Here is a 12,618-nt window from a genome sequence, read left to right on the forward strand (position 1 = left end):
CCGCGCTATCATCTCCGCCGGAACGGGCGGTGACGCTTCATCCAGGCTTTGCCGCGGTGCCAGTTCCGGCGCAGCCCGCGCTCGGCGATCCCTTCGAACATCGCGTCGGGATTTTCGGGATCGAGCAGTTCATGCTCGGCGATGTAATCGTCAAACGGCCCGGGCTCGACGAGATCGAGTAACTCGAGCGAGCGGCCCGGTCCGCGCAGCGCCTCGATCGCATCGATGAGCGACCCCGTTGTTTCATAAAGTCGGCCGACATCGGCCGGATCGACGTCCAGATGCTCGCCGATCAGCGATTCGCGCAGTGCCCGGATCGTCGGCTCCACGCCGCGGTTCGCGGGCAAAGCGGCATCGATCGTCACATCGCATTCGCTGTCGAGCCCCAGCGAGCGATTGTTCATGTTCGACGATCCGATACGCAGCAGGCGATCGTCGACGACCGCAGTCTTTGCATGAACATAGATCGGGTCGCCGCCCGCGGTGTGCGGGACATAGACGCGCAGGCGGTCGCCGTGCCGCGCCTTGGCGATCGCGCGCACCAGCTTCACGCGCGCCGCGTCCATCGCCATCTGTTCGAGCCAGCCGTCGGCGGTACGCGGCATCACCATGACAAATTCGGGCGGATCGTCCTCGTCCAGCCGCTCGGCAATCGCCGCTGCGATCTTGGCCGAGGTAAAATATTGATTCTCGAAATAGATGAAGCGCTTCGCCGCAGCGATCATGTCGAGATAGAGCTGCTCGATCTCGCGAATTTCGGGATAGCCGTCATATTCGGCGCGCGTGCGCGATATCGCGACATCGACGTTCGTAAAATCGGGTGCGAGATTTTCGGGCCAGTTTTCGCCGTCGCCCTTTACGTCGCGCAATTGCTTGTTCGTTGCGCGCTGCCACCGTTCGTTGCCCAGATCGGCAAGCGCTTCGCCCACCGGCCCGGCGAGGATCATCGTCGAATCGTGCCACGGCATATAGGGCTTGCCGTCGGGGTTGGTGCGCCGCGGATCGCCGTCGCAATGGCCCCGCGTGTCCCAGCGCGACGAAGACACGTCGATGCCGCCGCACACCGCCAGATGATCGTCGAACACCGCGACCTTCTGGTGATGGCTGCACCCGGTCGGGTGTGCGCTGTCGAGCCGGAAGCTGATCGAGCGCGTCACCTTCCAGCGCAGCACCATCGAGACGATGCGCGGCATGAGGAACTGTTTGAGCCCGCCGAAATTCCAACGAAGAATGTCGATATCGCGGTCGGGCTTCGCATGGGCCAGACGCAGCAGAAAATGCCCCAGCGATTCGCCCTTGCCCGCCTCGTCGGGCGTCAGGGCAATCCGCGGGTCGAAGTCCCAGCCGATCAGCAGGATGCGCTCTTTCGCGCGCTCCATCAGCCGGACGAGCAGCGCGTAATAGTCGGCCGCATCGACGATCATCCGCGCCTTGTTGGCGCGTTCGATCCGCCAGCAATTGCGGCCTTCCTCAACGATCGGGGTCAGCGCATCCTCGCTCATCGCCGCCTACACGCACGGGCGGCGGCGATGGTTGCGAGCCTGCACGTCAGGCGGCGAAGAATTGATCGGGCGTCAGCGCCATCATCGCCTCGCTGCCGGCCTCGATCTTGCGACGCAACGCGCCCGCATCGGGGATGAAGCGTTCGCCGAAATGACGCGCGGTAACAAGCTTGGCTTCGAGGAACGCCTTGTTCCCGCGCCCTTCGTCGAGCGCCTTCTGTGCCGCTTCGGCCATGCGCAGCCACATGAGGCCCAGCGCGACGATACCCATGATGTGCATATAATGATGCGCGCCCGCGCCGACATTATTGGGGTCGGTCATGCCATTGGCCATGAACCACATCGTCGCGGCCTTGAGTTCGCCATTGGCCTTTTCGAGTTGCCCCGCGAAATCGGCGAAGGCCGGCTTGTCCTTCGCCGTCGCACATTCGGCGTCGACGATCGCGAAAAAGGCCTGGATGGCACGGCCGCCATTCTGCGCGAGCTTGCGGCCGACGAGGTCCATCGCCTGCACGCCGTTGGCGCCTTCGTAGATCATCGTGATGCGGGCATCGCGGACATATTGGCTCATGCCCTGCTCTTCGATGTAGCCGTGGCCGCCGAACACCTGCTGCGCGTTGGTCGCGACGTCATAGCCCTTGTCGGTGCCATAGCCCTTGATCACCGGGGTCAGCAGGCTGACGAGATCGTCGGCCTGCTGCCGCTCCTCTTCGGACGCGGCGCCATGCGCCAGATCGACCTGCAGCGCGCCCCAGAGACACAGGCCGCGCAGCCCCTCAACCACCGCCTTGCCATCCATCAGCATGCGGCGCACGTCTGGATGGACGAAAAGCGGGTCGGCCTTCTGGGCGGGATCCTGCGGCCCGGTCAGCGCCCGGCCCTGCCGGCGGTCCTGCGCATATTGCACGGCATTCTGATAGGCTATGTCGGCCTGACCCAACCCCTGTATGCCGACGCCGAGGCGCGCGGCGTTCATCATCACGAACATCGCGGCAAGGCCCTTGTTCTCCTCGCCGACCATCCAGCCTTTTGCGCCGTCATAGTTCATCACGCAGGTCGCATTGGCGTGGATGCCCATCTTGTGCTCAATCGACCCGCACGACAGCGTGTTGCGCTCACCGAGCGAACCGTCGTCGTTCACCAGATACTTGGGGACGATGAACAGCGAGATTCCCTTGACGCTGTCGGGCGCGTCGGGGGTCTTTGCCAGCACAAGGTGGATAATATTGTCGGTGAGGTCATGCTCGCCCGACGAGATGAAAATCTTCGTCCCCGTAATCGAATAGCTGCCGTCGCCGTTCGGCACCGCGCGGGTGCGGATCAGGCCAAGATCGGTGCCGCACTGCGGTTCGGTCAGGTTCATCGTGCCGCCCCATTCGCCCGACACCATCTTGGGGACATAGAGCCTCTTCTGCTCGTCGGACCCCTTGACCAGCAACGCCGAGACCGCGGCCTGCGTCAGCCCCGGATACATGGCAAAGGCCTGGTTCGCCGCCATGCGATATTCCTCGACCGGAAAGCCGAGGACATGGGGCAATCCCTGGCCGCCGAATTCTTCGGGCTGGTTGAGCAGCGTCCAGCCCGCCTCGCAATAGGCCTTATACGCTTCCTTGAACCCCTCGGGCGTGGTGACCGAACCATCTTCATGCCGCGTGCAGCCTTCGAGGTCGCCCGATCGGTTGATCGGGAACAGCACCTCTTCGCAGAATTTGCCGGCCTCGGTCAGCACCGCTTCGACCATATCGGGCGACGCATTGGCGAAGCCCGGCAGGTCGGCGTAGCGATCGATACCGAGGACATCATTGAGCTGGAACAGCGTATCTTGGATCGGGGCGCGGTAGACAGGCATGCGAAATCTTTCCGATAAATCAGGTGTTGGCAATCAAACTTGCCCGGGGAGGTTCTGGTTGCCGAAGCTCAGCCGACTTTTTCGCCAGCGTCGACCTTTTTCACCATATCGATGAAACGTGTCAGTTCCTCGACGGCGCTGTCGATGTCATCGCGCTGACGCTGGAGCAGCGCGATGCGCTCCTCGCATTTTTCGACCGTGACCTGGCGCTGGAGCTTGCGGCCATCGCCGACGTCGTAAAGGTCGATCATCTCGCGAATGTCGGCCAGGCTAAATCCGGTGCGCTTGGCACGCAGAATCCAGGCCAGCCGGGCGCGGTCGCGTTTCGAATAGATACGCGACAGCCCCTTGCGCGAGGGGCTGATCAGCCCTTCGTCCTCGTAGAACCGAAGCGCGCGCGCGGTGACGCCGAATTCGGTCGACAGATCGGTGATGCTATATTGCTCGCGCCCCAGATGATCGGGCGTGTCGATATGGGCGTGGCCGTATTCTTCGGTCATCCCGAAAGACTAGTTTCCGTTGACGTGAACGTCAAGGCCGTCGGAGATAAGGAAAAGCGCCGCTTACGGCGATCCGCAAGGCCGGACCATATTGCCGCGTCCATCGCGCAACTGCAAGCCCTTTGCATCGTCCGCCGACCAGCTCGCCCGCGGCAGGCGCAGACCCGAGAGCGAGGCGCGCGACGGGCACAGGCTGTCGCATTGCGACGGCAGGCGTCCGGGCAGGCGCAGTTCGTCATCCTCTTCGTGGACAAGTGCCTCGCATCCCTCGACCCCGGCGAAGCGCATCCGCCAGTCATCCCCGTCGCGGACGATGGTGCCGCGCGCATTGCACGACAGGCCGGGTCCGAAAGACGCGCTCACCGCAAAGCGCCACTGCCCGGCGCCATCGGGGACAACGCACATCGCATCGCGGCCAAGCTCGTGCGTGCGTTCGAACAGGCCGGTCGGATCGCTTGCATCGGCGCGTACCACCCCGCGTTCGCGCGCGGCGATTTCCAACGGATTGCGCGTATCGATCGCGGCATCGGCGCCATCGCGCTTCGCCCGGTCGCAGCCGCCGACGAGCAGCAGAACCGCGACGAGAAGGCCCGCGACGCGTGGGCTAGGCATCGGTATCTAGGAAGGTCAGGCTGCCGTCGCGCTCGATCCGGCGATAAAAGCAGGACCGGCGCCCGGTGTGACAGGCCGGACCGGCAGGCTTCACGCGCAAGTGCAGCGCATCCTGATCGCAATCGACGCGCATCTCGACGACCGCCAGCTCGTTGCCCGAGGTTTCGCCTTTGCGCCACAGCGCGGCCCGCGACCGCGACCAGAAATGCGCCTGCCCCGTCTCCTGCGTCAGCGCGATCGCGTCGGCATTCATATGCGCGACCATCAGCAGCACTCCGCTGTCGACGTCGGTCACGATGGCGGTCACCAGCCCGGCGGCGTCGAAACGCGGCAGGAAACTGTCGGTGGTGTCGCGCGAAGCATCCATGGTCCGCGCCTTAGAGCAGGTCGAGAGCGGCTGTCACCCCCCGCGCGGGTCCGGTTGACATCAAAAGGTCAAATATGGGGGGCGACATTTGGGTTCGGCACTCCTATATGCGCGGCAGTCCCAGCCCCCTGCCCCTGGATTGACATGCTGACGACCCATCCTTTTGACGACGACAAGCTCCGCGAGGAGTGCGGCGTCTTTGGTATTCACGGCGCCGAAAGTGCCGCTGCGGTCGCGGCGCTGGGGCTTCACGCCCTGCAGCACCGCGGTCAGGAAGCCGCGGGCATCACCGCCTTCGATGGCAAGGATTTCCATACCCACCGCGCGATGGGGCATGTTGCGGGCAATTTCGACCGCGACGACATCATCCGCCAGCTCGCAGGCGCGTCGGCGATCGGCCATGTCCGCTATTCGACCACCGGCGAGACGGCGCTGCGCAATGTCCAGCCGCTGTTCGCCGACCTGGCCACCGGCGGCTTTGCGGTCGCGCATAACGGCAATATTTCCAACGCGATGGCGCTGCGCAAGATATTGGTGCGCCGCGGATCCATCTTTCAGTCGACGAGCGATACCGAGGTCATCATCCACCTGGTCGCCACGTCCAACTATCGCACCCTGCTCGATCGCTTCATCGACGCGCTGAAACAGGTCGAGGGCGCCTATTCGCTGATCTGCCTGACCGCGGAAGGCATGATCGGCTGCCGCGATCCGCTCGGCATTCGTCCGCTGGTCATCGGCAAGCTGGGCGATGCGTATATCCTCGCGTCCGAAACCGTGGCGCTAGACGTCGTCGGCGCCGAATTCGTCCGCTCGGTCGATCCCGGCGAACTTGTGATCATTCGCGACGGCCAGCTTTCGTCGCACCGCCCCTTCGCCGACCGCGCGGCACGGCCGTGCATCTTCGAATATGTCTATTTCTCGCGCCCCGATTCGATCGTCGACGGCACCAGCGTCTATTCGGTGCGCAAGGCGATCGGCGCCGAACTGGCGCGCGAAAATCCGGTCGATGCCGATCTCGTCATCCCGGTCCCCGATTCGGGAACCCCGGCGGCAATCGGCTATGCGCAGGAATCTGGCATTCCCTTCGAGCTCGGCATCATCCGTTCGCACTATGTCGGCCGCACCTTCATCCAACCGGGCGACAAGGTTCGCCATCTCGGCGTCAAGCTGAAGCACAATGCCAATCGCGCGCTGATCGCCGGCAAGCGGATCGTGCTGATCGACGATTCGATCGTGCGCGGCACGACCAGCCTCAAGATCGTGCAGATGATGCGCGACGCGGGGGCCGCCGAAGTGCATATGCGCATCGCCAGCCCGCCGACGTCGCATAGCTGCTTCTACGGCGTCGACACGCCCGAACGCGCCAAGCTGCTCGCGGCGCAGATGACGGTCGGCCAGATGGCCAATTTCATTAATGCCGACAGCCTGTCCTTCCTGACCATCGACGGCCTGTACCGCGCGCTGGGCGAGGCGCGGCGCACCGATGATTGTCCGCAATATTGCGACGCCTGCTTCACGGGCGATTATCCGACCACGCTGACCGATTTCGACGAGAACAGCCTGGAAGATCAGTTTTCGCTGCTTGCCGAACGGGTTGTCTGACGAAATGACGATGAATTCTGAAGAACTGGCAGGACAGACGGCGCTCGTCACCGGCGCGAGCCGCGGCATCGGCGCTGCGATCGCCGAATCGCTCGCACGACGCGGCGCGCATGTCGTGATCACCGCCCGCACCGCGGGCGGGCTCGAGGAACTGGAAGACCGCATCCACGATGCGGGCGGCAGCGCGACCATTGCGCCGCTCGACCTGACCGACGGCGACAGCATCGCCCGGCTGGCGAGCGCGATCGCCGAACGGTGGCAGCAACTCGACATGCTGGTACTCAATGCCGCGATGCTCGGCACGTTGACCCCGGTTGGCGCGATCGACAGCAAGGAATTCAACAAGCTGCTGACGCTCAATCTTGTCGCGCAGCAGGCGCTGATCGCCAATTTCGATCCGCTGCTGCGCCGCGCGCCCGCGGGGCGCCTCGTCGCATTGTCGACCAGCGTCGCGCGGACGCCGCGCGCCTATTGGGGCGCCTACGCCGCCTCAAAAGCGGCGTTCGAGGTACTGGTGTCGAGCTATGGCGCCGAAATGCGCAATATCTCGAACGTCCGCACCGCAATTCTCGACCCCGGCGGCACGCGCACCCAGATGCGCGCACGCGCCTATCCCGGCGAAGACCCGCAGAGCATCAAGGATCCGGCAGTCGTCGGCGAATTCGTCGCCAGGATGATGGTCGATGGCTTCGACAGCACCGCTTATCACGCGCTGCCGAAGGTGATGGCAGAGGCTTAACGCGATATTTGCTTTCCCGGGCTATCACGCGCTCTCAAGCGTTTCGAGAAGCAAGGGCATGAAAATGGGCGGCAATATTCTACGTTCCGCGGTCGCGGCGGTTATCGGCATTGCGGTCGCCTTCGGCCTGTTGTGGATCGCCCAATATGCGGGCGGCGAATTCGCTCCCGAAGTCTATGACCTCGACACTGGCGAAATCCTGATCCCGCTCGGCGCGACAATTGCGTTGCTCGTCGGCTGGTTCGTTGGCACCTTCGCCGGAAGCTGGCTCGCGATGCGCATTTCGGACGGCACCGGCGCCGGCTGGGTTGTTGCCGGAGCGATTCTGGGCGCAGCCATCTATCGTTCGATCAGCCTGGCTGATGCCTGGTGGGTGATGGCGCTAGGCGTCCTGATCCCGGTTGCCGCCGCCTGGCTCGCCCAGCGCGCGACAGCCGCACCGATCGCCTGAACGTCATTGTAGCGAAAGAGGGCGAGAAGGGTCTTCAAATCGTCATTGCCGGCGCTGCGAACAATCCAGGGCGGTTACGCCCGCTCTGGATTGCCGCGCGGCTTCGCCGCTCGCAATGACGCACCGAAAAATCAGTGGCTTTCCTTGTCCACGGCGGCCTGCACCGCCTTGTAAAAGGCCTCGCGCGCCGCGCCCACGCCTTCGGGGTCGGTTGCGGTCGGCCAGTTGCCGTTCGATGCGATGACGAGCCGTCGTTTGGGGTCGATGAAGATGCCCTGCCCGAAGATGCCCTGCGCGGCGAAGCTGCCGTCATCGTTGGTCCACCATTGATACCCGTAGCCGCGCCCCGGCTGGTCGATCGCGGCCTGCTTGGTCGTCGCGGCGGCGAGCCAGTCGTCGGGCAGAACTTTCTCCCCACCAGCCACGCCGCCGCCGAGAATGAACAGACCGAAGCGGGCATAATCGCGCAGGCTGGCCGATACGCAGCAACCACTGATCTCGTGCCCCGTCGGCCCGAGCATCCAGACGGCGTCCTGATCCATGCCGAACGGCTTCCATATTTTTTCGGACAGATAGGCTGACAGTGTCTTGCCCGTTGCGCTCGACACGAGGACGCCAATCAAATTGGTCTCGCCGGTCTTGTAGACCCATTTCGACCCCGCCGGCGCTTCGCGCGGCAAGGTCTTCATATAGCTGATGGTAATATCCTCACCCGCGATGGGCTTTTGCAGATTGAACTGCGCGACGTCCGATTTGGGATCGGTATAATCCTCGTTCCAGCGCACGCCCGAGGTCATCGTGAGAAGCTGGCGCACGCTGACGTCGTCATAGGCCGAACCGCGAAGTCCGGGGATATATTGCGTCACCTTGTCGTCGAGGCTTTTGATATAGCCGTCCTTGACCGCCGCGCCGACGAGCGTCGAGGTGAAGCTCTTCGCGACCGAAAAGCTCGTCCACCGCCCCGCAGGACCATAGCCGAGAGCATATTTTTCGAGCCGGATCTTGCCGTCCTGAACGATGATCAGCCCCGCATTGCGCTGGCGCGCCATATGCGCGTCGATGTCGACCCCGACATCGATCGGCCGTCCTTCGGGCAGCGGATAGACCGGGCCGCCCGCCGCAATGGTGTACACGACGACCTTGGGCACCGATTCCATCGTACGGAAAGCAGCGTCGCGTTGATCCTGGCTCCAAAACAGCACATTCTGATCCTTTGGCATGGCGTCGGTGGTCTGTGTCGCGGCGGGCGCGGCAAGGCCGGCCAGCGCCACGGGCAATAGCAAGGCGGCCAATCGTCGTCGCATTCCCCTCTCCCTCTTCTCGATTACAGGCGACTATCCGTCGATCTTTTCCAGCGTGACCTGCGCGACGTCGATCCCGCCGCCGCGAAAGCCGCCTTCGCAATATTGCAGATAATAGCGCCACAGGCGGATGAAGCGTTCGTCAAAGCCCGACGGGAGTTGCCCCGCCGACACCGCCTCGTCGAAACGTTCGCGCCACTGGCGCAGCGTTTCGGCATAGTCGCCGCCGAAGTGACGCACATTGCCCCATGCCAGCCCGCGCGCTTCGGCCAAGGCGCGGAAGCGACTTTCGGAAATCAGGCAACCGCCGGGGAAAATATAGGCCTGAATGAAGTCGCTGCTCGCCGCATAGCGTTCGAACAGCGCGTCGTTGATCGCGATATACTGGATCGCCGCCTTGCCGCCGGGGCGGAGCAGCCGCGCGATCGCGTCGAGATAGGCTGGCCAATAGGTCTGCCCCACCGCCTCGACCATTTCGACGCTCGCAATCGCGTCATAGGGACCCTTGGCGTCGCGATAATCGCAGATTTCGACACGCGAGCGCCCCGAAAGATCGACCGCCTGCAATCGCGCCTCGGCCACCTCCGCCTGCGACGGCGACAGGGTGATACCGGTGTAGAGAACATCGTGGCGCTCGACCGCGCGTTCGGCGAGCGCGCCCCAGCCGCAGCCGATTTCGAGCAGTCGCGTCCCCGACCGCAGGTCGAGCCGGTCGAGGATCGCATCGACCTTGACCTCCTGCGCCTCTTCCAGCGTCATGCTAAGGTCGGTGAACAACGCACTCGAATAATTGAGTCCGCTGTCGAGCCACAGCCGGTAGAAATCATTGCCCAGATCGTAATGCGCCAGAATATTGCGCTTCGAACCGCTGCGGCTGTTGCGGTTGACGATATGGGCGGCGCGATTGATCCAGTGCAGCGGCCCGCGCGAGCGCGCGACATTGCCCAGTGTTTCACCGTTGCGCATGAACAGATCGAACAGCGGGACCGGATCGGGCGAACTCCATTCGCCCAGATCCCAGGCCCGGTACCAGCCGACCGATCCCGACATCGCGAGGCGCACCAGCGCCGACCAGCTTTTCAGATGAACGATTGCGGTCGGCCCCTTGCCCCGCCCGCCCAGGATGCGCACGCTGCCGTCGGGCAGATGTCCCTCGAGCGTCCCCTTGCCCAGCCCGGCATCGATGCGGTCGAGCAGGCGATGGAACAGCGCCGACGGGGCGCGGCCGACGAGGCGCGCGATGAAACCACCCGACCGAAAAGCCCTGTCGGCGCGAAGAAGCGCTTTGCCGCGACGGGGGCTGACATGGGTGTTCATTAGCATTCCCTGCCGCAAAACCTGCGCCATGACAATCAGTTGTCGTCGGCCTTCATGACGTCATAAGCCGCCAGCGCCCGCGCGCGGGCTTCGCGATGCCCAATGATTTTCGGGGGATAGCTTCGCGGACGGCGGCCGAATTCGTCAGGATCGTGGATTGCGGGCTCGCCAATGTCGGCCAGTTCGGGCACCCATTGGCGGATATAGGCGGCGGCATCGAATTTCTCCGACTGACTGAGCGGCGCCATGATCCGCGGAAACATGTTCGAGTCGACACCCGACCCCGCGACCCACTGCCAATTCACCGCATTGGACGCGTAATCGGCATCGACCAGCGTATCCCAAAACCATTGTTCGCCGCGCCGCCAGTCGATGAGCAGATGCTTGATGAGGAAGCTCGCGGCGATCATCCGGACGCGATTGTGCATCCAGCCGGTTGCCCAGAGCTGCCGCATGCCGGCATCGACGATCGGATAGCCCGTGCGTCCCTGTTGCCAGGCGGCGAAATCGGCGTCGGCCTCCTTGCCGCTCCGCCAGGGCAGCGTGGTATCGAAGGCTTCGCGGGCACTGCGGCCGCCGTAATCGGGATATTGCAAGATCACCGTCTGCGCATAGTCGCGCCACCCGATCTCGGCGAGGAACACATCGACCGATCCCCCCGCGTCTGCGACGGCATGCCAGATCGCGGCGGGCGAAACCTCGCCGAAGTGAAGATGTGGCGACAGGCGCGAACTGCCTTCGATCGCGGGCAGGTTCCGTTGCTCGTCATAACGCGCCGCGATCTCGGCAAAAGCGCCGAGTCGCACCTGCGCGCCCGTTTCGCCCGGCGTCCATTCGCCTTCGAACCCAATCGCCCAATTGGGCCGGGACGGCAGCAGTCTCCAATCGTCCAGCCGGTCCGACGCGGGCCAGCGGTCGGGCGCATCGAGGCCTTCGGGCGCATCCACGGGCACAGGCGGCGGCATATGATCGCGCAGCGCGCGCCAGAAAGGCGTGTAGATTTTATAGAGACCGCCGCTGCCGGTCTTCACCGAGCCCGGTGGCGCGAGGTAATTGCCGTCGTGACATCTAAGATCGAGGCGCTTCGCGACCGCGCGCTCGGCATTGCGCCACCACGGCTCGTAATGACGGAGGCAATGCACGGCGCCGGCCCCGCTCTCCTCGGCAATCTTCGCCAGTTCGTCCTCGCACTTGCCGCGCCGCAGGATCAACCGCGAACCGCGCGCGCGCAGGCTTTCGTCGAGCCGCGCGAGGCTGTGATGCAGCCACCAGCGCGACGCGCCGCCCATCGCGCGATGCCGCGGCGTTTCGTCGTCAAGAATATAGACGGGAATGACCGGCCCCGATGCCGCCGCAGCGACTAGCGCCGCCTGATCGGCGAGCCGCAGATCGCGGCGAAACCACAGGATCGTCGGCGGTGCCATCAGGGATAGCTGGCGGTATCGGGTGCGGTCACGCGCACCGTAAAGTTGTCGCGCGCCAGCGGCTGCATGTAGCGCTGATCGTGCAGGACGATCGCATCGCCGTCGCGCGTCGCGACCGGCATCCGCGCCCAGAAAAGGAAGGCGCGCGCGGGCGGATCGGACTTCAGCCACTCGCGGAGGCGCATGTCGTCCATGCCCGTCGGAACCCCCGGCTCCACCGTGCTCCCCTGCCCCAGCGCGTAGGCGCCGCTGCCATAGCGTCCACCGCCGCGCCAAAAGATATCGCGCCGCCAGAAGGCGATCGGCGGCGGGCTCGCGACGACCAGCGCGCCGTCTTGTCCGCTCCGCCGCAGCAGGTCGGATGCCTGCGCCTCGGCCTGCCCCGTCATGACACCGTTGGCGAAGATATAGGCGCAAACGGCGGTGAAACCGATCCAAGCCGGTCGTTGCCAGTCAGGCGCCCCGCGACGTTCGCGTCGCAGCGACAGCCAGACCGACAGGCCGAGCGCCAGCCATATCCACAGGTCGATGATAAACAGTGTATCGCCGTAGAACCAGCGGTGGCTGAACGGTTCGAGCAACCGCACGCCATAGTTGTTGAGCCAGTCGAGCGCCGGGTGGCTGAGGCACCCGATATAGGCGAGCGCGAGCAACCAGCCGCGATGCAAGGGCGGCCTTGTAGCGGGCCGCGTTCCCCGCCGCGTCTGCCAGCCGTCGAAGGCAATCATCGCGGCCCAGAGCAGGACCGGCAGCAAAAGCAGCGCGATCGGCCCATGGGTGATCCCGCGGCGCATCGCGAGCGATTCGACGCCATAAAAGGCGCAGCTTGCGTCGATATCGGGCAGGTTCGCGGCGAGGATCAGCGTCGGCATCGCCAGCGCGGTCTTTTTCTTGAGTCCCATTTGCCCAAGTACCGCGCCGACGAGGCTGTGGGTCAGATTGTCCATGCGCCCC

Annotated in this window: 12 protein-coding genes; 3 read left to right on the forward strand and 9 right to left on the reverse strand. The window is 64.4% G+C overall.

Translation table 11 applies throughout. From position 1 onward, the window contains the following. Window positions 1-8: 8 nt before the first annotated feature. From L0963_RS07800 to hisI, 5 genes are all read right to left on the reverse strand, one after another. Window positions 9-1,502 carry a phospholipase D-like domain-containing protein gene (locus tag L0963_RS07800; RefSeq protein ID WP_234179042.1) on the reverse strand — a complete coding sequence of 498 codons (1,494 nt, stop codon included), beginning with the start codon at window positions 1,500-1,502 and terminating at the stop codon, window positions 9-11. Window positions 1,503-1,548: 46 nt separating this feature from the next. Beyond that, window positions 1,549-3,351 (reverse strand): acyl-CoA dehydrogenase C-terminal domain-containing protein, encoded by a 1,803-nt coding sequence (locus L0963_RS07805; protein WP_234179043.1) that lies wholly within the window; start codon window positions 3,349-3,351, stop codon window positions 1,549-1,551. A 68-nt stretch (window positions 3,352-3,419) separates the two neighbouring features. Next, on the reverse strand, window positions 3,420-3,851 hold the full coding sequence (locus tag L0963_RS07810; RefSeq protein ID WP_003051357.1) for a MerR family transcriptional regulator: 432 nt from the start codon (window positions 3,849-3,851) through the stop codon (window positions 3,420-3,422). 63 nt (window positions 3,852-3,914) lie between these two features. Then, window positions 3,915-4,463 (reverse strand): hypothetical protein, encoded by a 549-nt coding sequence (locus L0963_RS07815; protein WP_186403233.1) that lies wholly within the window; start codon window positions 4,461-4,463, stop codon window positions 3,915-3,917. Further along, entirely contained in the window at window positions 4,456-4,830 is a 375-nt protein-coding gene (gene hisI, locus L0963_RS07820) for a phosphoribosyl-AMP cyclohydrolase (RefSeq protein ID WP_186403232.1), read from the reverse strand. Before hisI ends, L0963_RS07815 begins: the two co-directional genes overlap by 8 nt. A gap of 144 nt (window positions 4,831-4,974) precedes the next feature. Between hisI and purF the strand changes: the two genes are divergently transcribed. Genes purF through L0963_RS07835 form a run of 3 tightly spaced genes read left to right on the forward strand, consistent with a single transcriptional unit; the run spans window position 4,975 to window position 7,622 of the window. Next, the gene (gene purF, locus L0963_RS07825; RefSeq protein WP_062764792.1) at window positions 4,975-6,432 is read left to right on the forward strand and encodes an amidophosphoribosyltransferase; all 1,458 of its coding nucleotides are present in this window, start codon (window positions 4,975-4,977) and stop codon (window positions 6,430-6,432) included. A gap of 10 nt (window positions 6,433-6,442) precedes the next feature. Beyond that, complete coding sequence (locus L0963_RS07830) at window positions 6,443-7,171, forward strand: SDR family NAD(P)-dependent oxidoreductase (RefSeq protein ID WP_186403324.1); 729 nt, start codon at window positions 6,443-6,445, stop codon at window positions 7,169-7,171. A 58-nt stretch (window positions 7,172-7,229) separates the two neighbouring features. Continuing rightward, window positions 7,230-7,622, forward strand: coding sequence for a hypothetical protein (locus L0963_RS07835; protein WP_186403231.1), 393 nt, complete (start codon window positions 7,230-7,232; stop codon window positions 7,620-7,622). Between the two features lie 131 nt (window positions 7,623-7,753). Here L0963_RS07835 and L0963_RS07840 read toward each other — a convergent pair whose 3' ends face one another. Genes L0963_RS07840 through L0963_RS07855 form a run of 4 tightly spaced genes read right to left on the reverse strand, consistent with a single transcriptional unit; the run spans window position 7,754 to window position 12,611 of the window. Next, complete coding sequence (locus L0963_RS07840) at window positions 7,754-8,926, reverse strand: serine hydrolase domain-containing protein (RefSeq protein ID WP_234179044.1); 1,173 nt, start codon at window positions 8,924-8,926, stop codon at window positions 7,754-7,756. A gap of 30 nt (window positions 8,927-8,956) precedes the next feature. Further along, the gene (locus tag L0963_RS07845; protein ID WP_234179046.1) at window positions 8,957-10,240 is read right to left on the reverse strand and encodes an SAM-dependent methyltransferase; all 1,284 of its coding nucleotides are present in this window, start codon (window positions 10,238-10,240) and stop codon (window positions 8,957-8,959) included. A gap of 35 nt (window positions 10,241-10,275) precedes the next feature. Continuing rightward, complete coding sequence (locus L0963_RS07850) at window positions 10,276-11,664, reverse strand: cryptochrome/photolyase family protein (protein ID WP_234179048.1); 1,389 nt, start codon at window positions 11,662-11,664, stop codon at window positions 10,276-10,278. Continuing rightward, window positions 11,664-12,611 carry a metal-dependent hydrolase gene (locus L0963_RS07855; protein ID WP_234179051.1) on the reverse strand — a complete coding sequence of 316 codons (948 nt, stop codon included), beginning with the start codon at window positions 12,609-12,611 and terminating at the stop codon, window positions 11,664-11,666. Before L0963_RS07855 ends, L0963_RS07850 begins: the two co-directional genes overlap by 1 nt. Window positions 12,612-12,618: the final 7 nt, after the last annotated feature.

Origin of the sequence: Sphingopyxis sp. NFH-91 (genome assembly GCF_021401285.1) — a bacterium.
GTDB lineage: Bacteria > Pseudomonadota > Alphaproteobacteria > Sphingomonadales > Sphingomonadaceae > Sphingopyxis > Sphingopyxis terrae_A.

Bases quoted from the DNA above. Each gene is read 5' to 3' on its own strand.
- L0963_RS07850 (WP_234179048.1), bottom strand. From the start codon at position 11,664: ATGGCACCGCCGACGATCCTGTGGTTTCGCCGCGATCTGCGGCTCGCC.
- L0963_RS07810 (WP_003051357.1), bottom strand. From the start codon at position 3,851: ATGACCGAAGAATACGGCCACGCCCATATCGACACGCCCGATCATCTG.
- hisI (WP_186403232.1), bottom strand. From the start codon at position 4,830: ATGGATGCTTCGCGCGACACCACCGACAGTTTCCTGCCGCGTTTCGAC.
- L0963_RS07800 (WP_234179042.1), bottom strand. From the start codon at position 1,502: ATGAGCGAGGATGCGCTGACCCCGATCGTTGAGGAAGGCCGCAATTGC.
- L0963_RS07855 (WP_234179051.1), bottom strand. From the start codon at position 12,611: ATGGACAATCTGACCCACAGCCTCGTCGGCGCGGTACTTGGGCAAATG.
- L0963_RS07845 (WP_234179046.1), bottom strand. From the start codon at position 10,240: ATGAACACCCATGTCAGCCCCCGTCGCGGCAAAGCGCTTCTTCGCGCC.
- L0963_RS07805 (WP_234179043.1), bottom strand. From the start codon at position 3,351: ATGCCTGTCTACCGCGCCCCGATCCAAGATACGCTGTTCCAGCTCAAT.
- L0963_RS07840 (WP_234179044.1), bottom strand. From the start codon at position 8,926: ATGCGACGACGATTGGCCGCCTTGCTATTGCCCGTGGCGCTGGCCGGC.
- L0963_RS07830 (WP_186403324.1), top strand. From the start codon at position 6,443: ATGAATTCTGAAGAACTGGCAGGACAGACGGCGCTCGTCACCGGCGCG.
- L0963_RS07835 (WP_186403231.1), top strand. From the start codon at position 7,230: ATGAAAATGGGCGGCAATATTCTACGTTCCGCGGTCGCGGCGGTTATC.
- purF (WP_062764792.1), top strand. From the start codon at position 4,975: ATGCTGACGACCCATCCTTTTGACGACGACAAGCTCCGCGAGGAGTGC.
- L0963_RS07815 (WP_186403233.1), bottom strand. From the start codon at position 4,463: ATGCCTAGCCCACGCGTCGCGGGCCTTCTCGTCGCGGTTCTGCTGCTC.